The organism is Paraburkholderia azotifigens, assembly GCF_007995085.1.
Classification (GTDB): domain Bacteria; phylum Pseudomonadota; class Gammaproteobacteria; order Burkholderiales; family Burkholderiaceae; genus Paraburkholderia; species Paraburkholderia azotifigens.
Window position 1 is genome coordinate 1,165,507 of the sequence record NZ_VOQS01000003.1, and the last position, 18,320, is coordinate 1,183,826.

Consider the following 18,320-nt stretch of genomic DNA (forward strand, 5'->3'; position numbering starts at 1 on the left):
TGCAAAGGAGGAGACACCCATGACCATATCCGCAGCCGAAGCCCTGCTGGCCGGCAATCGCACGACGCTCGCCACCTATGACGCGAAGCACTTCGGCTGGTCCGTCGAGGCCGGCGTCGCGACGATCACGCTGAACCGTCCCGAGCGCAAGAATCCGCTCACGTTCGAGTCGTACGCCGAATTGCGCGATCTGTTCCGCCAGCTTGCCTACGCGACCGACGTGAAAGTCGTCGTCATGCATGGCGCAGGCGAAAACTTCTGCTCGGGCGGCGACGTGCACGACATCATCGGTCCGCTGATCGATCTGCCGATGCCCGAACTGCTGCTCTTCACGCGCATGACGGGCGATCTCGTCAAGGCGATGCGGCATTGTCCGCAGCCGGTCGTCGCGGCCATTGACGGCGTATGCGCCGGCGCAGGCGCAATCCTCGCGATGGCCTCCGACATGCGCCTCGCTACCGCGCGCAGCAAGCTCGCGTTCCTGTTCGCGCGCGTGGGTCTCGCGGGCTGCGACATGGGCGCCTGTTCGATCCTGCCGCGCATCATCGGTCAGGGACGCGCCGCCGAACTGCTCTACACAGGGCGCCCGGCAACGGGCGACGAAGGCTACGCGTGGGGCTTCTACAACCGGCTGTGCGCGCCCGAAGCACTGCTCGACGAGGCCTCGAAGCTCGCCGCCGATCTTGCCGCCGGTCCGACGTTCGCACATGGCGTGACCAAGAAGATGCTGCATCAGGAATGGAGCATGAGCATCGACGAAGCCATCGAATCCGAAGCGCAGGCGCAGGCCATCTGCATGACGACGCGCGATTTCGAGCGCGCGTATCGTGCATTCGCGGCGAAGTCGCGTCCCGTGTTCGAAGGAGATTGATCTTGAAGCACGACGATCCACACGGCGCATTGGCCTGGCCTTTCTTCGAAGCACGCCATCGCAAACTGGCCGGCGGCATCGAAGCATGGGCCGCGCAATATCTCGCGCATGTGCAACATGACGATACCGACGCGACATGCCGACAGCTCGTGCGCGCATTAGGCGAAGCCGGATGGCTGAAATATGGCGTAGGCGGCACGCAATACGGCGGACATGGCGACACGATCGACACGCGCGCTGTCTGTCTGCTGCGCGAAACACTAGCGAAGCACGACGGACTCGCCGACTTCGCGCTCGCGATGCAAGGGCTCGGTTCCGGCGCGATCACACTTGCGGGCACGCACGAACAGAAGACACGTTATCTGACGCGCGTCGCGAAGGGCGAGGCCATCGCCGCGTTTGCGCTGTCCGAGCCGGACGCAGGTTCCGACGTTGCAGCAATGGCGTTGCAAGCACGCGCCGAAGGTGACTTCTATGTTCTCGACGGCGACAAGACGTGGATTTCAAACGGCGGCATTGCGGACTTCTACGTCGTGTTTGCAAGAACAGGCGAGGCGCCCGGCTCGCGCGGCATCAGCGCATTCATCGTCGATGCCGGCACACCGGGCTTGCAGATCGCCGAACGCATCGACGTGATCGCACCGCATCCGCTCGCGCGTCTGCACTTCGAAAACGCGCGTGTGCCGCGCAGCCAGATGCTTGGGTCGCCCGGCGAAGGCTTCAAGATCGCGATGCGCACGCTCGATATTTTCCGCACGTCGGTCGCGGCGGCATCGCTTGGTTTTGCGCGGCGTGCGTTGCAGGAAGGACTCGAACGCGCCGCCTCGCGCAAGATGTTCGGCCAGACACTCGGTGATTTTCAGTTGACGCAGACAAAGCTTGCGCAGATGGCGCTGACAATCGACAGCAGCGCGTTGCTCGTCTATCGCGCCGCGTGGCTGCGCGATCAGGGCGAAAGCGTCACGCGCGAAGCCGCAATGGCGAAGTGGCACGCGAGCGAAGGCGCGCAACAGGTGATCGACATCGCCGTGCAGCTGTGGGGCGGCATGGGTGTGCAAAGCGGCACCACGGTCGAGCGGCTGTATCGCGAGATCCGCGCGCTGCGCATCTATGAAGGCGCGACGGAAGTGCAGCAGCTGATCGTTGGACGCGATCTGCTGAAGGCGCATGCCGCGCAGCAGGAACAGGAGCGCGCGTCATGAACGCCACCTTCGACATGCCCGTGCGCATCCGCTTCGCGCATTGCGACCCCGCGGGCATCGTCTATTTTCCGCAGTATCTGGTGATGACGAACATGCTCGTAGAAGAATGGTTCAACGAGCGTCTTTCGATCGACTACGCGCACATGATCCAGGCGCGCCGCGTCGGCCTGCCCATCGTGAAGCTCGAATGCGAGTTTTCGAAGCCTAGCCGCATGGGCGAAACGGTCACGCTGGCACTCGGCGTCACGCGCATCGGACGCCGTTCGATCGGTATCGAAATCGTCGCCCGTTGCGCCGGCGAGGTGCGCTTTCGCGCGGCACAGGTGCTTGTCACGACATCGCTGGAGAGCGGCCAGTCGATCGACATTCCCGATGACATCGCCAGTGCGCTCGCGGCATTCGCGCCGCACGCCGTTCAATCCGAGGAGCAACGCTCATGAAGAAGAAACCGCTTTTGCCCGCAGGCTGGGTCAAGCCGCGCGGCTACGCGAACGGTGTCGCGGTGACGGGCAAGCAGGTGTATATCGCCGGACAGATCGGCTGGAACGAAGAAGCGCGCATGACGAGCGACCGGTTCGCCGAGCAGGCCACGCAGGCATTGCGCAACGTGCTCGCCGTTCTGCGCGAAGCGGGCGGCAAGCCTGGGCATCTCGTGCGCATGACGTGGTACGTCACCGACAAGCGCGAATACCTCGACGCGTTGAAGGAGATCGGCCACGCGTTCCGCGAACTGATCGGCGATTACGACATTGCAATGAGCGCGGTGCAGGTCGTCGCGCTGATCGAGGACGACGCGAAGGTCGAAATCGAAGCGACCGCTGTGATCACCGACTAGGCGCGGCACCGAACCGCTTCGCACAAACACGCACACACACGCACATCACGCACGTTCAGCAGGGGAGTTTCATGATGGAACCGTCAGCTCACGTCGATAGCTTCGCGCGCGACCACTTGCCGCCGCAGGATCAATGGCCCGTGTTTCTGCTCGACAATCCGGACGTCGCGTATCCGGCGCGCTTCAACTGCGCGACTGAACTGCTCGATCGTGCCGTCGAAAGCGGCCATGGCGACCGCCCGGCAATCTGGTCCGACATAGACGGCAAGCCGCATGCGACCACTTACGGCGAACTGCTCGCGATGGTCAATCGCAGCGCGCATGTGCTGATCGACGAAATGGGTTTGCTGCCTGGCAATCGCGTGCTGCTGCGCGGGCCGAATACGTTGCAGATGGCGGTTGCGTTTCTCGCGGCGTTGAAGGCAGGTCTCGTTGTCGTGCCGACCATGCCGCTGCTGCGCGCGAAGGAACTCAAGCAGATCATCGACAAGGCGCAGATCGGCGCAGCGCTATGCGACACGCGATTGACAGAAGAACTCGCGCGATGCTCGACACAGGGCGACGAGTTCTACTGCCCCGGTTTCGAACAGACAATGGTCTTTCACGACGATGCAGCCGGTTCGCTCGAAACACTTGCCGCATCGAAACCCGCTGAATTCAAGGCCTGCGACACAGCCGCCGACGATGTCTGCCTGATCGCCTTCACGAGCGGCACGACGGGCGCGCCGAAGGGCTGCATGCATTTCCATCGCGACGTGATCGCGATGTGCGACCTGTTCCCGCGCCACGTGCTTCAGCCCACGCCCGACGATATCTTCTGCGGCACGCCGCCGCTCGCGTTCACGTTCGGACTGGGCGGCCTGCTGTGCTTTCCGTTGCGCGCGGGTGCATCGACGGTGCTGATCGAAAAGCAGACGCCCGAAACGCTGCTGCAGAACGTCGAGCGTTTTCGCGCGACTGTGATGTTCACCGCGCCGACTTTCTATCGGCAGATGGCGCCATTGATTTCGCGCTTCGACATTGCGTCGCTGAAGAAGACGGTTTCCGCTGGCGAGGCTCTGCCCGATTCGACGCGCGCGCTGTGGCGCGAAGCGAGCGGCATCGAGATGATCGACGGGATTGGCGGGACTGAGCTGATCCATATCTTCATCTCGTCGGCGGGGCACGACGTCCGGCCGCATGCAATCGGCAAGGCCGTGCCGGGCTACGTCGTGCAAGCCGTGGATGACGACATGCGCCCCGTGCCTGCCGGCACGCTGGGCAAACTCGCGGTGCGCGGCCCGACCGGCTGCCGCTATCTCGCCGATGAACGCCAGCGCAAGTTCGTGCGCGACGGCTGGAATCTGCCCGGCGACTCGGTCTATATCGACGCAGACGGCTATGTGTTCTATCAGGCGCGCGCCGACGACATGATCGTTTCGGCGGGCTACAACATCTCCGGTCCCGAAGTGGAAAGCGTGCTGATGCAGCACAAGGCGGTCGCCGAATGCGGCGTGATCGGCGTGCCTGACGACACGCGCGGACAGATCGTGAAGGCCTTCGTGGTGCTCAACAAGGGCTATAGCCCCGATGAGAAACTGGTCGCGGAGTTGCAGGAATTCGTGAAGAATACCGTTGCGCCGTACAAGTACCCGCGCGTCGTCGCCTTCATCGACGCGCTGCCTCGCACCGAAACCGGCAAGCTCAAGCGCTTCGCCTTGCGTGCGATGTAGCGCACCCTGCTCCATCCGATAACAGCGAATCCAGGCGCGTGCCGTCCCCTTCGTCCAATCATCGAGGAGCAACTGATGGCCGGTTCTTTTATCGAAATCGCCGCCCGCGACGGCGGCCGTTTCAACGCTTACATCGCACGTCCCGCGCAAGGGTCCGGCCCGGGCCTCGTGCTGCTGCAAGAGATCTTCGGCATCAACGACTATCTGAAGCAAACAGCCGACCGCTATGCCGAAGAAGGCTATGTCGTGCTCGTGCCCGATCTGTTCTGGCGCATGCAGCCGAACGTCGTGCTCGGCTACGACGGCGACGACATGAGGCGCGCGCTCGACTTCCACGCGAAGTTCGATGTCGATCTGGCCGTGCAGGACATCGCCGCAACATTCGATGCATTGCGCGCGTTGCCCGAACAGCAAGGCAAAGTGGGCACGATCGGTTATTGCCTCGGCGGCAAGCTCGCGCTGCTTGCGGCGGCGCGCACGGATGTCGATTGTGCGGTGAGCTACTACGGCGTCGGACTCGACGCGTATCTCGACGAAGTGAAGAACATTCGCTGCCCGATGGTCTTTCATTTCGCCGAAAACGATGCGTACTGTCCGCCGGCTGCGCGCGAGCAGATCATGGCCGCGCTTGGTGCGCAACGGCAGATCGAGCAGTATGTGTATGCCGGCTGCGATCACGCATTCGCATCGCCGGCACGCCCGCACTACGACAAACCGGCCGCGATGATGGCTTATTCGCGCACGCTCGCGCTGTTGCGCAAGGTGCTCGGCCCGATCTACGATCTGAACACCCTGTGGGAGCAGCACTGTTACTTCGAGTTCGCCACGCGCGATGTCGAGTCCGTCATGCCGACGATGGTCGCACAACCCTACGTCAACCATGTGCCGACGATGACGGGCGGCGTCGGGTACGACAACCTCAAGCGCTTCTATACGAATCACTTCGTCAACTCGAATCCACCCGACACCAAGCTGATTCCGATTTCGCGGACCATCGGTTCCGATCGCATCGTCGATGAGTTCATCTTTGCGTGCACGCATAGCTGCGAGATCGACTGGCTGCTGCCGGGCGTCGCGCCGACGGGCAAGTACTTCGAAGTGCCGATGCTCGCTGTCGTGTGCTTCCGCGGCGACAAGCTGTATAACGAGCACATCTATTGGGATCAGGCGTCCGTGCTCGTGCAGGTGGGTCTGCTCGATCCGAAGGGACTGCCCGTGGCGGGTATCGAAAGCGCGCGCAAGCTGCTGGATGAGAAGCTGCCATCGAATCGGCTGATGGGAGATAAGTGGTCGCAGTGAGACTGCCGGCAGGCCGCGCGGGCAATTTTCAGCGCGGCCTGCCGCGATCGGAATAAAGCTGATCGCATTGACAATTCCCGTATCGATCCATTTTCCAGATATCACCCAGTCTGATTTCGACTCCGACAGACCTGTAATTGGTATATATGGCGGATCGGATAATACCTACATTCCGAATACCGGCTCGATTAAAGAATGTCGTTCACGCGGCAAATTAGACATTCATTAGCTATCCTTGACTTTGACAGCGCTGGCAGGGGCTACTCTTCTTTCCGACGCTCGCGATTTTCGCGAGAAAGAGAAACGGGAGCACTCCGATGCGCTTTATGGTTATTGGTACCGGATTCGCTGAAAGCCATATCAAGTGGATATCCGCTGTTCCCGGTGCAAGCGCTGGTGCGAAACCAAGGGCATGTCCAGCCAGACAGCCATGTCCGTCTGCACTGTATTGTTCGCTTGCGGCGTCATTGCGCTGTCCCAGCTGGCATATAGCGTCATCGAAAAGCCCGCGCGACGGACGATGCGCGCGTTGCTGTCGGGCGTCGGCAGCGAAGTCGGCATCGGGGCGACGACGACGCGAAGTTGATTGCCAGTCAGGCTTAGGCTCCGCTCCTCGCGCATGCAGCTGAAAGTGCTTGACCTTGACGAGGCTGTGAGACTTTAGATTGGAGTTCCGCTAATCGATTACGAGGACCAGCTTCATGCCAATACTGAAAACAGCCACGGAAGAAATCGAATATCTCGTGGACGGGTCCGGTCCCGACCTTGTCCTGGTGCATGGGACGGGCGGAAACGCCGACACCAACTGGGGACATCTGGTGCCGCAACTGGCCGAGCGGTATCGGGTGATACGCCCCAACTACTCCGGTTCCGCCGGAACCCGCGACGACGGCACGACGCTGACGCTGGAAAAGCTGGCGAAACAGATCATCTCCGTCGCCGACGCGACAGAATCCCGTAGCTTCGACCTGGTTGGGTTCTCGCTCGGCGCGGCCGTCGCTACCCATCTCGCGGCCCACTATCCGCAGCGCGTACGACGGCTCGTCTTACTGGCGGGCTTCGCGTCGTCTGCCGATTCCCGGCTGAGTCTGCAGTTCGGCTTGTGGCGAAATCTCATCGAGCATGATCGCCGCGCCGCCGCAGAACTCATCATGCTGACGGGCTTTAGCCCTGCATGGCTTTCAGCACAACGGCATCAGGATCTGCACGAGATCGCCGAGACTATCGTGATGGGGAATCGCTGGGACGGCATGCAGCGGCAGGTCGAACTGGATCTCAAGCTGGATGCGCGCGCGTGCACGGGCAAGATCGAATGTCCGACGCTAGCCATTGGCTGCACGCATGACCATATGGTCGCACCTGCTCACTCTCGTGAGTTGGCACGTCTGATTGCAAACGCGGAATATGCAGAACTGCCTAGCGGACATTTGGCTCCGCTAGAAACGCCTGACGCGTTTCTGAATCTCGTACAAGGGTTTCTTAGTCGGTAACGACAACACGTGGTTCTGAACGGAGTCCATTCAAGTGTGAATTCAGAATGGCATGTGATTCGCTGAGCACCTTTATCCGGTCTTCCAACTTTTGCTTTTCTTCGAGCAATGTGTCGATCACAAGCGCACATGGTTCGAAGAGCAAAGGATCATCTGTCATGCATGGGAGCAGGCTGTGTATCACCTTCAGCGTAAGACCTGCTTCCTGCAAGATCCGGATTCTCGCCAACCGGCACACGTCGTCGTTCGAATAGTGACGATAGTTGGAATCAGAGCGCGCTGGAGAAAGCAACCCTTGCTCTTCATAGTATCTGATCATCCTCTGGCTCACGCCGCTCAACTTGGATAGCTTTCCGATTTTCATCCTTCATCCTTTGCCAAGCATTGCTCGATTTCAACGGTCGATATTTGATCACTCATGTTAAGAGAGTCGATACTCGGCAGCAAGCTGATGTCCATGAACCAGGGTGTAGGAAGCAAATGACGCAAGTCGGAATGAAGAAGAACAACAGACAGCGAGGCGCACTATCATATGCGCCTGATCATTCCGGTTGATCCCAGACGACAAATCTCATGCTCACCGTCCATCACCTGAACAACTCCCGCTCGCAGCGCGTGCTGTGGCTGCTCGAAGAACTCGGCGTGCCGTATGAGATCAAGCGCTATCAGCGCGACCCGAAGACGATGCTCGCGCCGCCCGAACTGCGTGCCGTGCATCCGCTCGGCAAGTCACCCGTCATCACCGACGATGGCCAGACGGTCGCCGAATCAGGCGCGATCATCGAGTACCTGCTCGAATGTTACGGACAAGGCCGCTTTGGGCCCGCTACGGGCACGGCCGAGCATCTGAAGTTCCGCTACTGGATGCACTATGCGGAAGGTTCCGCGATGCCGCCGCTGTTGCTGAAGCTGATCGCGTTGCGCATCGGCAGTGCCCCGATGCCGTTCTTCGCGAAACCGATCGCGAAGAAGATCGCGGCCACCTTGCAATCCTCGTTCGTCGATCCGCAAATCGCACTGCATATGGGCTATATCGAAGATTCGCTGCGCGCGACGGGCTGGTTCGCAGGCAGCGCGTTCACGGCCGCCGACATCCAGATGAGCTTTCCGCTCGAAGCGGCAACGGCGCGCGGCAATCGCGATGCGAAATATCCGTCCATCACGCGCTTTCTCGACACGATCCATGCCCGGCCAGCCTATCAGCGTGCGCTCGAACGCGGCGGAAAATACGAATTGTTGAGCTGAACCGTGTCGATTCTGGCAGCCTGCGATCGTCGTATGTAGAAGAGCGATGCGCGCGCGGCTTACGGTTGCAGCCGCAAGCCGACCCTGACTAGACTGAAAGCGCACCGACAGCCACGGAGGAAACGCTCGCATGACGCATAACATCGAAGGCCGCACGCGCTGGCTCGCACTCATCGTGCTGTGCATGGGCGTGCTGATGATCGTGCTCGATACGACCATCGTGAACGTCGCGCTGCCATCCATCGCAGCCGATCTGGGCTTCAGCGAAACCGCGCTCGTGTGGGTCGTCAATGCCTACATGCTGACCTTCGGCGGCTTTCTGCTGCTCGGGGGACGGCTCGGCGATCTGTACGGCCATCGCAAACTTTTTCTCGCGGGTATCACGCTGTTCACACTAGCGTCGCTCGCATGCGGGCTCGCGAACTCGCAGGTCATGCTGGTTTGCGCGCGTGCCATTCAAGGTCTGGGCGGCGCGGTCGTATCGGCGGTTTCGCTGTCGCTGATCATGAATCTGTTCACCGAAGAGGGCGAGCGCGCCAAAGCGATGGGCGTGTACGGCTTCGTGTGCGCGGGCGGCGGCAGTATCGGCGTGCTGCTTGGCGGTCTGCTGACGAACCTGCTGAGCTGGCACTGGATCTTTCTCGTCAATCTGCCTATCGGCATTGCCGTGTACGCGATGTGCATCGCGCTGCTGCCAGCGGGCCGCGGTCATGCGCACGGCGAACGGCTCGACGTCGCGGGCGCGACGACAGTCACGGCCTCGCTGATGCTGGCCGTCTACGCGATCGTCAACGGCAACGAAGCCGGCTGGCTGTCCGCGCAAACGCTCGGGCTGATCGTCGTCGCGCTCGCGCTGCTCGGCGCGTTCCTCGTGATCGAGGCGCGCGTCGTGCATCCGCTGATGCCGCTCAAGCTCTTCACGCTGCGCAACGTGGCGACGGCCAACGTAGTCGGCGTGCTGTGGGCAGCCGCGATGTTCGCGTGGTTCTTCATCTCCGCGCTCTACCTGCAGCGCGTGCTCGGCTATGCGCCGCTTCAGGTCGGCCTCGCGTTCCTGCCCGCGAATCTGATCATGGGCTTCTTCTCACTCGGGCTGTCGGCGCGCATGGTGATGCGCTTCGGTATCCGGCGGCCGCTCGCCGTCGGCCTGTTCCTCGCCGCGCTCGGTTTGCTGCTGTTCGCACGCGCGCCCGTCGACGGACACTTCGTCGTCGACGTGCTGCCCGGCATGGTGCTGCTCGGCATCGGCGCGGGTGTCGCGTTCAATCCGCTGCTGCTCGCCGCGATGAGCGATGTCGATCCATCGGATTCGGGCCTCGCGTCGGGCATCGTCAACACGGCGTTCATGATGGGCGGCGCGCTGGGACTTGCGGTGCTGGCAAGTCTCGCGGCCGCGCAGTCGGCAAGCGGCGGCGCGCAGCAGGCCGACGCACCCGCCGCGCTCGCGAGCGGCTATCACGTCGCGTTCTTCGTCGGCGCGATCTTTGCAGCGCTGGCCGCGACGATCGGCGGCGCGTTGCTGCGGCCAGGCTCGCAGGCGGCCGCGCAAGCCGCAGCGCAACAGGAGCGCGATGACGGAACCGTGCAGGAATCGATGGAGCAATCGCCATGAGCCAAACCACGGACGTACCCGATCTCGTTCGCCGCTGCTTCGCGGCGTATCAGCACAAGGACCGCGCTGCGATCGAAGCGATACTCAGCGACAATTTTCATTTCACGAGCCCGCGCGACGATCGCATCGACCGGCGCGAGTACTTCGAACGATGCTGGCCGTTCAGCGAGCAGGTCGAGTTCTTTCGTATCGAGAAGCTGTTCAGCGAAGGCAATGAAGCGTTCGTGCGTTACGCGTGCAAGCCGGCGAATCGCGAGGCGTTTCGCAACACGGAGTTCTTTCGCGTGGAGAACGGGAAGATCGTCGAGGTCGAAGTGTATTTCGGTTCGCCCGCGAAAGACATCGCGCACGCTTGAACGGGCTCTCGCATGAGCAGAACCGCAAGCGCGATCAAATGAAGCAGGCGTCCACTCGATATGCTGGGTTCATGCCAAAACGAGAGTCCGTATGAACCCAGTCGGAAACCCCGCCGGAAAAGCATTGTGGTTTATCGAAAGCTACTTTCATCGCGAGCTGTCGCTTGACGATATCGCTAGTTGCGGCTGTGTCTCGCGCTTTCATCTATCGCGAGCATTCGAAGCGGCGACGGGCTATGCGGTGATGCGCTACGTGCGTGCGCGGCGTTTGACGGAAGCGGCGCGGCGTCTCGCGCGCGGTGCGCCGGATATCCTGGCCGTCGCGGTCGATGCGGGCTACGGCTCTCACGAGGCATTCACGCGTGCGTTTCGCGAGCAGTTCGGACTCACGCCCGAAGCGTTGCGCGCGCGAGGTCATCTCGACAACATCGCACTCGTGGAGCCGGTCAAATTGGATGAATCCCTTCTCGCCCATCTGGAGCCGCCGCGTTTCGTGGACGGCAAGCCTTTGCTCGTCGCGGGATCGAGCGAACGCTATCACTGCGAAAGCAGTTCGGGCATTCCTGCGCAATGGCAGCGCTTCAACGCGATCTTCGGCAAGGTGCCTGGACAGATCGGCAACGTCGCCTATGGCGTCTGCTACAACGCCGACGACTCAGGCAATTTCGATTATCTGTGCGGCGTCGAAGTGAGCGACTTCTCCGGCTTGCCCGACGAACTAAGCCGTGTGCGTATCGGCGCGCAACGCTATGCCGTGTTCACGCACCGCGAGCACATCTCGACGATACGCCGCACCTGGAACACGATCTGGAACAGGTGGCTGTCCGAGTCCGGCCACGCGCCCGCCGACGCGCCCAACTTCGAGCGCTACAGCGAGCAGTTCAATCCTGTCACGGGAATGGGCGGCGTCGAAATCTGGCTGCCGCTCAAGAGTTGATTCGCGCGGCGTCGCAGACACTCAAACCTTGCCGCCGATGGGCGCGGCTTCGACTTCGAAGGTGTCGCCTGTTTCGAAGAACGTGCTGCCCGCGACGTAATGGCAGGTGCGCATGTCGTGATCGTCGCCGAAGTGCCAGCGGTTATCGGAGTAGACGCGGCTGTCCGCATAGCACGCCACCACTTCGGCAAGGATCAAGTCGTGCCGCTGGGCGTCGTCGGGAATCACCTTGCATTCGAACCACGCGACGCAGCCTTCCAGCATCGGCACGCCGATCTTTTCGGCGGCGAACGTTTCCAGTTGAAGCGCGGCGATCTTGTCGATCTCGATGCCCGCGTTCGAGCCGACCGCGAGCGTGTGGCGGGCGAAGCCGCGCGTCGGCAGTTGCAGGCCGAACACGCCGCTTGCCTCGACGAGTTGCCGCGTCAGCGTCTTCGCGTCGATCACGACGACGAGCTTGGGCGGCACGAAGTCCAATGGCATGGCCCACGATGCCGCCATCACGTTCGAGCGTCCGTCGTGCGCACTCGTGATCAACGTGACGGGACCGTGGTTCAGAAGGCGCGTGGCGCGCGCCAGATCGACGGGTTGCCGGAATGCTTGCATGAGAGACCTTCGCGATATCGATCGCTGCATTCTAGCGAAGCGCAATGAATCGCGAATTCGACCTGCCTGCCCGTCGATCGCACGCGAAGCGGCTTGAAAAAGGCAAAAAAACGGCGGCGCTCATGCGCCGCCCGCAGATCCGCATGGATGGATGCGAAGTCAGTGCGTAGTGGGTGGCTTGCCGTGCGTGGCGTCGAGCGGCTTGTGCGCTTCGCCGTTCGCGCCCGGGAAGAATGCATTCCATGCAGCACGCACACCTTCGGCCGCCGTGGCTTCGGCGTCGATTGTTTCCGGTTCCTCCACGCGGGCGGGATCTTCGCTCAATCCGCGCCAGTGGGTAAACACGAGGAGCGGCCTTTCGGTCCATCCGCCCTCCAGATATTTGGCGAACGCCGTCTCTCCGCTGACCAGCTGGACTTCGTACCACCCGTCTCGCACGGGCGCATAGTCGTCCAGCGGGAACCATGCGGTCGCTTCGATTTCCATAGTGCCGTCTCCTGATGTGGAAGTGACTCGTAGGAAGGCATTGTTCATGCCCCACGGGCGGGCACGCCCGTTAACGGCGTCGCAGTTCACGTGGTTCGCGACTTGCAGAGCGAATGAAGCCAGAAAAACCGATGCACTTTTGACCACGACGCCATCGTCAGATTTACACATCTCGCCCGTCGCCGTAAAGCCCGCCAACATATTCGGATTTGTCGAACGTTTACGCGATCAACGTTCGATGCTTCGAAATCACGCCCTGGTGCCCAGATTGAAGGCGCCGCGATCGAATGCTTCGCAATAAGCCTTCCAGTCGCTGACGACCTGCGCTTCGCATTGCGTCGCCAGATCGATCAGCGCCAGTTGCCACTTGCTGTCTTCGCCGAAGGCGATCAGGTCGTCGGCGATAGCGGACGTCTGCCGTCCGCTGCTGCGGAAATGCGCCCACGCGACCAGTTCGGCCATATTGCGCACGACGGATTCGAGCCGCGGCAGCTTGCCGTTCCAGTTGTCCAGCGCGACGCGGTCTTCTGAAGGCTGCAGCCCGCGCAGCACATACGGACGCTGCTCGAATTCGACGGCACGCAGGAACGCTTGCGAGACGACCTGATCGCGCTGCTGGATTTCGACGACACGTTCCGCTTCGCTATGCCATTTGGGCTGCTTTGTTCCGACATTCGGCCCGGTCGCCGACGGCAACGCCAGCTTCATGTCGAGCAGGTAATTGCCGTCCGGCGAGCCCTTTCCCTCAACGAGAATCACATAGCGGTCGACGCCCAGGCTGCCTGTGCCTGCAATCCGGCGCGCCACGTCGATGATCTCGTAGAACTGCGGATTCGGTTCGCGCTTCGAGAAGTCGTTCATGAACGCGACGACCTTGGCGCGCGTCTCGTGGGTCACGGGGAGCGCCTTCTTGCCGTCGACGCGCAGCGTGCGCTTCTTGCCCTTCGGTTCGGTGCGGCGGTTCAGGTGATCGACACGCGAGCGCTGATGCAACGCGGCAAACAGTTCGCCGACCATGCCTTCCGCCGTCTCCTCCTCGATCCAGCGCGCCTTGCCGAAGCGCAGCGCGGCCGCGTAGGAACCGGTGGCCGTGTGGCATAGCGCGAGGGCTTCGGCGCGGCTGAGCTTGAGGTCGTCGGCGGCCACCAGCACGCTCGACAGCAGACGGATCATTTCGTACAGGCACGGCGCAAGGCAGGCCTCGTCGAAATCGTTGATGTCGAAGTAGATGAGCCGGTTGTCGCCCTTGTAGCTGCCGAAATTCTCGAGATGCATATCGCCGCAAATCCAGGCGCGCGGCGAATTGTCCAGCACCGTGCCTCTGGACAGGCGCTTGTAGAACAGATGGCACGTGCCGCGCAAAAACACGAACGGCGACGTGCGCATGCGAGCGTACTTCATCGCGAGGCGCTCGGAATCCCGGCCTGCATTGAATCGGGCGATTTCATCGGCGACATCGAGCATGGAAACCTCTAAGAAATGGCGTGCGATCAGAAGCATTCTGTATCGACAGCCTTTCAGTTTCAAACGTTCGCAAGCCATGCGCCACGATTCGTGCAGGTCTTTGTCACGCGCGCCGAAGCTGGCTCCATCGAATCGCGCTCGCCTGGTTCTTACGGACGCACTGCGTTTGCCGTATCTTGCCCGCTTGGCATACTTCAACATCGCGCTTGCAACGGGAGAACGACGTGGGGCAACGAGTCAACGAATATGGACAGCCGGTCGGCGAACCCATGCCGCAATGGCAACCGGCACAGGCACCCGGCGATCAGCCGATGACGGGCCAGTACTGCCGGCTGGAAAGGGTCGATGTCGAACGCCACGCTGACGATCTGTACGACGCCTATCGCGCCGCGCCCGACGGCAGCGACTGGACGTATCTTTCCGTTGGTCCGTTCGAAACAGCCGGTGCGTACCGCGATTTCCTTACAGCCTGTGCGGCTTCGCCCGACCCACTGCATTACGCCGTCATCGATCTCGCGACAGGCAAGGCGATCGGCACGCTGTCGCTGATGCGCATCGACAAGCCGAACGGCGTGATCGAAGTTGGCTTTGTGGTGTTTTCGCGGCGTCTGCAAAAGACGCGCATGGCGACGGAAGCGATCTTCCTGCTGATGCAGCGTGTGTTCGACGAGCGCGGATACCGGCGCTTCGAATGGAAGTGCGATTCGCTGAACGCGCCATCGCGTGCGGCAGCAGCCCGCTTCGGCTTCACATTCGAAGGCATCTTCCGCCAGGCCGTTACCTACAAGGGGCGCAACCGCGATACGGCGTGGTTCTCGATTGTCGATAGCGAATGGCCGGCGCTGCGCGCGGGCTTCGCGGAATGGCTCGACGCCGCGAACTTCGACGCGCAAGGCACGCAACGGCGCACGTTGCAGACGTGTATCGCGGCGCAGCGGACCTAACCCATCCGCCGAAACACCCCGGTCGGGTTGCCCTTGTAAGTGCTCTGCCGTTCTTCGACGTAGCCGCATTTCGCGGCGACCCGTCGTGACGGCACGTTATCCGGCGCGATGATGCACACCGTATCGCGCCCCGGCCACGTCGCGTCGGCCCATGTCAGCGCGCCGCGCACGGCTTCCGTCGCGTAGCCGACGCCGTGCATCGACGGCATCAGCGCCCAGCCGATCTCTGGCGCGCCGCCAAGCGGCGGATCGATCTCGCGCTGGTAGTCCGCGAAGCCGATCTCGCCGACGAACCGCCCACCGCCCTTCTCGCGGATCACCCAGTAGCCATAGCCGAGCAGCGTCCAATGTCCCACATAGCGCAACAGCCGCGACCACACGTCCTCACGGCTAAACAGCTTGCCGCCGATAAACCGCGTGACGATCTCGTCGGACCAGAGCGCGTAGCTGTCGTCGAAGTCTTCGCGGACATGCGGACGCAAGATCAGTCGATCGGTTTCGATGTCTCGACGGATGTCAAATGCAGAAGGATTCATCGCGCGTATCTGGCAGGAGGGAAAGCGCAGATCATCGCAGATACGCGCGCCAAAGCGAACGGCGCGGCATGAAGCGCGGACTCACTCCTGGTTGTACGCCGCCTCGAGCGTCCTGATGTCGAGCTTGACCATTTGCATCATCGCCTGCATCGCGCGTTGGGTTCTCGCCGGATCCTTGCCCGTCAGGAACTTCATCATGACGGTCGGCACGATCTGCCACGACATGCCATACCGATCCGTCAGCCAGCCGCATTGCACGGGCGAGCCGCCGCCTTCGAGCAGCTTGTCCCACAACGTATCGACTTCGTCTTGCGTTTCACACTTTACAAACATCGAAATGGCCGGCGAGAACTTGTACTGCGGGCCGCCGTTCAACGCGACGAATTCGCGGCCTTCCAGCTGGAAGGTGATCGTGAGCACCTCGCCCGCCTTGCCGGGTACGGCATCGCCGTAATGGGTCACGTCACCGATGCTGGAATTCTTGAAGATGCCCGTGTAAAACCTGACGGCTTCCTCCGCGTTGCCGTCGAACCACAGACACGTCGCAATCTTGTCCATCACATCTCCTTGAGTTGCGGTGACGGGCGCGGCGCGTATCGACCGCACGGTTCACGGCAGCGCCTCGCCCGTGATATCCGTTATTGACGGCCTTGCGCCATCTGTTCCATCGCCGACTTCATCTCGTCGGGCGTCACGTCGCGCTTGTGCGTCGCGACGGACCAGCGGTGGCCGAACGGGTCTTCCACCTGGCCATAACGGTCGCCCCAGAACATGTCGGTGGCGGGCATCGTCACCTTGGCGCCCGCTGCTTCCGCCTGCGCGATGGTCGCGTCCGCGTCTTCGACATACAGATGCAGCACGACAGGCGTGCCCTTGAGCGCCTTCGGCCCATACGATGCCCCGCCGCCGCAATCGGGCATTTCGTCGACGAGCATCAGCGTCGAATCGCCGATTTTCAGCGACGCGTGCATCAGCTTGCCGCCAGGGCCGGGCAGGCGCACCTGCTCGACTGCATTGAACGCTTTCTTGTAAAAATCGATTGCTTCGGCCGCGCCCGCGACGATGATGTGCGGTGTCAACGTATGCATCCCTTCGGGGATGGGTTTGACGGCTGGCGTGGACATGATCGTGTCTCCTGATGTGAAGAGGTTTCATGAGTGACGAAGTTTCGCCGATGAGCGAGTCTTCACCACTACGACGAGTAAGCCATCTTCAGATCGACACGCGCAATCGTTTATTTTTTCGCGACGGATCGGGACGGGCTCAGACGGGCCGCCAGTGACCCGGCACCCACTGCCAGTGATTGCCTTCCCAACGATAGTGACCCTTCACCCAGTGGTAGCCCGGCGCCGGCGGCGGGGGCATCACTTCGACCACGGGCGCGGGCTGCGCGGGTCTGACGGGCTCGGCGACGTAGCAGGCGGACAGCGTCGATGCGCAGAGCGCGCCTGCCAGCAGCGCGCGCAACTTCGTAGATTTCGGGCTCGGTGCATCCATTGAGATTCTCTCCCTGTGTCATAGCCGGATGGCTTGATTGTTAAATCCGCGCGCTACACGCGGATGAGGCCCGTCATCGGCTGCGTGCTGCCAGCCTGTGCGAACAGCGTGCGCGCGGCGCGATGCGGATCGAGTGCCAGGCTTTCACTCGCGACACCTGCGATCAGCGCGTCGAGCGACACCGTCGGTTTGAGGTCGCGGCCTTCATGCAGGTCGCCATTTCGCAAGCCCGGCCAGTCGGCGATCACGCGCCCGCCCGCCACAGCGCCGCCGATCACCATCGCCACCGACGCCGTACCGTGATCCGTGCCGCCCGTCCCGTTCGCCGCCGCGGTGCGTCCGAACTCGGTGGCGACCAGCACCGTCGTCTTGTTCCAGACCGGGCCGAGTCCGTCGCGCAACGCAGCGAGCATCGTGTCGAGCGCCTTCAGTTGAGCGGCGAGGCGCGGCATCTGCGCGCTGTGCGTGTCCCAGCCGCCCGTTTCGATCATCGCGATGCGAGGCCCGTCGTCGCGCGCGAGAAAACCGGCCGCGAGCTTGCCAAGACTCGCCGGGTCCTGACGCGCGCCCGCGTCGCCCGCCAGGCCGCGCGCCGCCATCGCCGATTCCCACAGCGGACGCAGTTGCGCATCCTGTTCGTAGAGTTGCGAGACGCGCGCGAGCAGATCGTCGGGCGCCTGCGGCAAACCGGAAGGCGCATACGACGCGACATTCGCCTGCCCGCGCAACGCCATCGGCACGGTCGGCGCGAACGCGATCGCGTTCTCATGCGTTGCCGCGCTGTTCGACGGATTCGAGCCCGGCATCATGCCGACGAGCCGATTGAGCCAGCCGTCCTTCACCTGATACGCGGACGTCCCGCCCGTCTCCAGCACGTTCTGTCCGTCGAAATGAGAGCGGTCCCGATACGGCGACGCAACTGCGTGCACGAACAGCGCTTCGCGCTGGCCATACATCTGCCCGATCTGAACGAGCGACGGATGCAGTGCGAACGTGCCGTCGAGTTTCGTCGACGTCGACGTATCGACAGCCAGCGCTCCGCGCAGCGTCGAATAGGCAGGCTCGGCATACGGCACGACGATGTTCAGGCCGTCGGCGGCGCCGCGCTGGATCACGAACACGAAGCGGCGGTCGGTCGCGGCGCGCGCGAACACCATCTGCGGCGCGACCAGCATCGCGCCTGCACCAGCGGCGGCGACACGCATGAAGCTGCGGCGAGTGAGCATGA

General features: G+C 62.3%; 23 protein-coding genes. 13 read left to right on the forward strand and 10 right to left on the reverse strand.

All coding sequences use genetic code 11. From position 1 onward, the window contains the following. Positions 1-19 precede the first annotated feature (19 nt). From FRZ40_RS22420 to FRZ40_RS22445, 6 genes are all read left to right on the forward strand, one after another. Positions 20-871 carry an enoyl-CoA hydratase family protein gene (locus FRZ40_RS22420; protein WP_147235626.1) on the forward strand — a complete coding sequence of 284 codons (852 nt, stop codon included), beginning with the start codon at positions 20-22 and terminating at the stop codon, positions 869-871. Between the two features lie 2 nt (positions 872-873). After that, positions 874-2,073 (forward strand): acyl-CoA dehydrogenase family protein, encoded by a 1,200-nt coding sequence (locus FRZ40_RS22425; protein ID WP_147235627.1) that lies wholly within the window; start codon positions 874-876, stop codon positions 2,071-2,073. Beyond that, entirely contained in the window at positions 2,070-2,513 is a 444-nt protein-coding gene (locus FRZ40_RS22430; protein ID WP_028363787.1) for an acyl-CoA thioesterase, read from the forward strand. Before FRZ40_RS22425 ends, FRZ40_RS22430 begins: the two co-directional genes overlap by 4 nt. Next, positions 2,510-2,908, forward strand: coding sequence for a RidA family protein (locus FRZ40_RS22435; RefSeq protein ID WP_147235628.1), 399 nt, complete (start codon positions 2,510-2,512; stop codon positions 2,906-2,908). Before FRZ40_RS22430 ends, FRZ40_RS22435 begins: the two co-directional genes overlap by 4 nt. A gap of 74 nt (positions 2,909-2,982) precedes the next feature. Then, positions 2,983-4,620 carry an AMP-binding protein gene (locus tag FRZ40_RS22440; protein ID WP_147236763.1) on the forward strand — a complete coding sequence of 546 codons (1,638 nt, stop codon included), beginning with the start codon at positions 2,983-2,985 and terminating at the stop codon, positions 4,618-4,620. Between the two features lie 75 nt (positions 4,621-4,695). Beyond that, positions 4,696-5,919 carry a dienelactone hydrolase family protein gene (locus FRZ40_RS22445; protein ID WP_147235629.1) on the forward strand — a complete coding sequence of 408 codons (1,224 nt, stop codon included), beginning with the start codon at positions 4,696-4,698 and terminating at the stop codon, positions 5,917-5,919. Between the two features lie 360 nt (positions 5,920-6,279). Here FRZ40_RS22445 and FRZ40_RS22450 read toward each other — a convergent pair whose 3' ends face one another. Further along, positions 6,280-6,540 (reverse strand): hypothetical protein, encoded by a 261-nt coding sequence (locus FRZ40_RS22450; RefSeq protein ID WP_147235630.1) that lies wholly within the window; start codon positions 6,538-6,540, stop codon positions 6,280-6,282. Between the two features lie 80 nt (positions 6,541-6,620). Here FRZ40_RS22450 and FRZ40_RS22455 point away from each other — a divergent pair, with 80 nt between their 5' ends. Further along, complete coding sequence (locus FRZ40_RS22455; RefSeq protein WP_147235631.1) at positions 6,621-7,409, forward strand: alpha/beta fold hydrolase; 789 nt, start codon at positions 6,621-6,623, stop codon at positions 7,407-7,409. Here FRZ40_RS22455 and FRZ40_RS22460 read toward each other — a convergent pair. After that, the gene (locus FRZ40_RS22460) at positions 7,399-7,773 is read right to left on the reverse strand and encodes a MerR family transcriptional regulator (protein WP_028363798.1); all 375 of its coding nucleotides are present in this window, start codon (positions 7,771-7,773) and stop codon (positions 7,399-7,401) included. The genes FRZ40_RS22455 and FRZ40_RS22460 overlap by 11 nt on opposite strands. Positions 7,774-7,982: 209 nt before the next feature. Between FRZ40_RS22460 and FRZ40_RS22465 the strand changes: the two genes are divergently transcribed. The 4 genes from FRZ40_RS22465 to FRZ40_RS22480 all read left to right on the forward strand — a co-directional run bounded on the left by FRZ40_RS22465 (position 7,983) and on the right by FRZ40_RS22480 (position 11,559). After that, a complete protein-coding gene (locus tag FRZ40_RS22465) occupies positions 7,983-8,654 on the forward strand; it encodes a glutathione S-transferase (RefSeq protein ID WP_147235632.1) in 672 nt (223 codons plus the stop codon). Between the two features lie 130 nt (positions 8,655-8,784). Further along, complete coding sequence (locus FRZ40_RS22470; protein ID WP_147235633.1) at positions 8,785-10,266, forward strand: DHA2 family efflux MFS transporter permease subunit; 1,482 nt, start codon at positions 8,785-8,787, stop codon at positions 10,264-10,266. Further along, the gene (locus FRZ40_RS22475; protein WP_147235634.1) at positions 10,263-10,622 is read left to right on the forward strand and encodes a nuclear transport factor 2 family protein; all 360 of its coding nucleotides are present in this window, start codon (positions 10,263-10,265) and stop codon (positions 10,620-10,622) included. The genes FRZ40_RS22470 and FRZ40_RS22475 overlap by 4 nt, the downstream gene beginning before the upstream one ends. Positions 10,623-10,713: 91 nt before the next feature. Further along, positions 10,714-11,559: an AraC family transcriptional regulator gene (locus FRZ40_RS22480; RefSeq protein WP_147235635.1), complete on the forward strand. Its 846-nt coding sequence runs from the start codon at positions 10,714-10,716 to the stop codon at positions 11,557-11,559. A gap of 21 nt (positions 11,560-11,580) precedes the next feature. Here FRZ40_RS22480 and FRZ40_RS22485 read toward each other — a convergent pair whose 3' ends face one another. After that, a complete protein-coding gene (locus FRZ40_RS22485; protein WP_147235636.1) occupies positions 11,581-12,165 on the reverse strand; it encodes a flavin reductase family protein in 585 nt (194 codons plus the stop codon). 44 nt (positions 12,166-12,209) lie between these two features. Between FRZ40_RS22485 and FRZ40_RS45775 the strand changes: the two genes are divergently transcribed. After that, positions 12,210-12,335, forward strand: a complete 126-nt coding sequence (locus FRZ40_RS45775) for a hypothetical protein (RefSeq protein ID WP_269323345.1) — start codon at positions 12,210-12,212, stop codon at positions 12,333-12,335. On the opposite strand, the gene FRZ40_RS22490 is transcribed toward FRZ40_RS45775, so the two are convergent. Further along, positions 12,325-12,651: a hypothetical protein gene (locus FRZ40_RS22490; RefSeq protein ID WP_028363804.1), complete on the reverse strand. Its 327-nt coding sequence runs from the start codon at positions 12,649-12,651 to the stop codon at positions 12,325-12,327. The two genes, FRZ40_RS45775 and FRZ40_RS22490, sit on opposite strands and share 11 nt — an antisense overlap. Positions 12,652-12,900: 249 nt before the next feature. Further along, complete coding sequence (locus tag FRZ40_RS22495) at positions 12,901-14,115, reverse strand: DUF2252 domain-containing protein (RefSeq protein ID WP_147235637.1); 1,215 nt, start codon at positions 14,113-14,115, stop codon at positions 12,901-12,903. A gap of 224 nt (positions 14,116-14,339) precedes the next feature. Here FRZ40_RS22495 and FRZ40_RS22500 point away from each other — a divergent pair, with 224 nt between their 5' ends. Further along, the gene (locus FRZ40_RS22500; protein WP_147235638.1) at positions 14,340-15,059 is read left to right on the forward strand and encodes a GNAT family N-acetyltransferase; all 720 of its coding nucleotides are present in this window, start codon (positions 14,340-14,342) and stop codon (positions 15,057-15,059) included. On the opposite strand, the gene FRZ40_RS22505 is transcribed toward FRZ40_RS22500, so the two are convergent. From FRZ40_RS22505 to FRZ40_RS22525, 5 genes are all read right to left on the reverse strand, one after another. Further along, the gene (locus tag FRZ40_RS22505) at positions 15,056-15,595 is read right to left on the reverse strand and encodes a GNAT family N-acetyltransferase (RefSeq protein WP_147235639.1); all 540 of its coding nucleotides are present in this window, start codon (positions 15,593-15,595) and stop codon (positions 15,056-15,058) included. The two genes, FRZ40_RS22500 and FRZ40_RS22505, sit on opposite strands and share 4 nt — an antisense overlap. 81 nt (positions 15,596-15,676) lie before the next feature. Next, positions 15,677-16,153: a VOC family protein gene (locus FRZ40_RS22510; protein WP_028363808.1), complete on the reverse strand. Its 477-nt coding sequence runs from the start codon at positions 16,151-16,153 to the stop codon at positions 15,677-15,679. Between the two features lie 80 nt (positions 16,154-16,233). Beyond that, complete coding sequence (locus FRZ40_RS22515) at positions 16,234-16,719, reverse strand: VOC family protein (RefSeq protein WP_028363809.1); 486 nt, start codon at positions 16,717-16,719, stop codon at positions 16,234-16,236. 139 nt (positions 16,720-16,858) lie between these two features. Next, entirely contained in the window at positions 16,859-17,092 is a 234-nt protein-coding gene (locus FRZ40_RS22520) for a YXWGXW repeat-containing protein (protein WP_028363810.1), read from the reverse strand. 53 nt (positions 17,093-17,145) lie between these two features. Beyond that, positions 17,146-18,318: a DUF1501 domain-containing protein gene (locus tag FRZ40_RS22525; RefSeq protein WP_147235640.1), complete on the reverse strand. Its 1,173-nt coding sequence runs from the start codon at positions 18,316-18,318 to the stop codon at positions 17,146-17,148. Positions 18,319-18,320 lie beyond the last annotated feature (2 nt).

Excerpts from the sequence above, each read along its gene's own strand:
- FRZ40_RS22485 (WP_147235636.1), bottom strand. The coding sequence starts at position 12,165 with ATGCAAGCATTCCGGCAACCCGTCGATCTGGCGCGCGCCACGCGCCTT.
- FRZ40_RS22445 (WP_147235629.1), top strand. The coding sequence starts at position 4,696 with ATGGCCGGTTCTTTTATCGAAATCGCCGCCCGCGACGGCGGCCGTTTC.
- FRZ40_RS22510 (WP_028363808.1), bottom strand. The coding sequence starts at position 16,153 with ATGGACAAGATTGCGACGTGTCTGTGGTTCGACGGCAACGCGGAGGAA.
- FRZ40_RS45775 (WP_269323345.1), top strand. The coding sequence starts at position 12,210 with ATGAATCGCGAATTCGACCTGCCTGCCCGTCGATCGCACGCGAAGCGG.
- FRZ40_RS22420 (WP_147235626.1), top strand. The coding sequence starts at position 20 with ATGACCATATCCGCAGCCGAAGCCCTGCTGGCCGGCAATCGCACGACG.
- FRZ40_RS22520 (WP_028363810.1), bottom strand. The coding sequence starts at position 17,092 with ATGGATGCACCGAGCCCGAAATCTACGAAGTTGCGCGCGCTGCTGGCA.
- FRZ40_RS22455 (WP_147235631.1), top strand. The coding sequence starts at position 6,621 with ATGCCAATACTGAAAACAGCCACGGAAGAAATCGAATATCTCGTGGAC.
- FRZ40_RS22435 (WP_147235628.1), top strand. The coding sequence starts at position 2,510 with ATGAAGAAGAAACCGCTTTTGCCCGCAGGCTGGGTCAAGCCGCGCGGC.
- FRZ40_RS22460 (WP_028363798.1), bottom strand. The coding sequence starts at position 7,773 with ATGAAAATCGGAAAGCTATCCAAGTTGAGCGGCGTGAGCCAGAGGATG.
- FRZ40_RS22505 (WP_147235639.1), bottom strand. The coding sequence starts at position 15,595 with ATGAATCCTTCTGCATTTGACATCCGTCGAGACATCGAAACCGATCGA.
- FRZ40_RS22490 (WP_028363804.1), bottom strand. The coding sequence starts at position 12,651 with ATGGAAATCGAAGCGACCGCATGGTTCCCGCTGGACGACTATGCGCCC.
- FRZ40_RS22440 (WP_147236763.1), top strand. The coding sequence starts at position 2,983 with ATGGAACCGTCAGCTCACGTCGATAGCTTCGCGCGCGACCACTTGCCG.
- FRZ40_RS22465 (WP_147235632.1), top strand. The coding sequence starts at position 7,983 with ATGCTCACCGTCCATCACCTGAACAACTCCCGCTCGCAGCGCGTGCTG.
- FRZ40_RS22470 (WP_147235633.1), top strand. The coding sequence starts at position 8,785 with ATGACGCATAACATCGAAGGCCGCACGCGCTGGCTCGCACTCATCGTG.
- FRZ40_RS22525 (WP_147235640.1), bottom strand. The coding sequence starts at position 18,318 with ATGCTCACTCGCCGCAGCTTCATGCGTGTCGCCGCCGCTGGTGCAGGC.
- FRZ40_RS22495 (WP_147235637.1), bottom strand. The coding sequence starts at position 14,115 with ATGCTCGATGTCGCCGATGAAATCGCCCGATTCAATGCAGGCCGGGAT.
- FRZ40_RS22480 (WP_147235635.1), top strand. The coding sequence starts at position 10,714 with ATGAACCCAGTCGGAAACCCCGCCGGAAAAGCATTGTGGTTTATCGAA.
- FRZ40_RS22475 (WP_147235634.1), top strand. The coding sequence starts at position 10,263 with ATGAGCCAAACCACGGACGTACCCGATCTCGTTCGCCGCTGCTTCGCG.
- FRZ40_RS22430 (WP_028363787.1), top strand. The coding sequence starts at position 2,070 with ATGAACGCCACCTTCGACATGCCCGTGCGCATCCGCTTCGCGCATTGC.
- FRZ40_RS22515 (WP_028363809.1), bottom strand. The coding sequence starts at position 16,719 with ATGTCCACGCCAGCCGTCAAACCCATCCCCGAAGGGATGCATACGTTG.
- FRZ40_RS22450 (WP_147235630.1), bottom strand. The coding sequence starts at position 6,540 with ATGCGCGAGGAGCGGAGCCTAAGCCTGACTGGCAATCAACTTCGCGTC.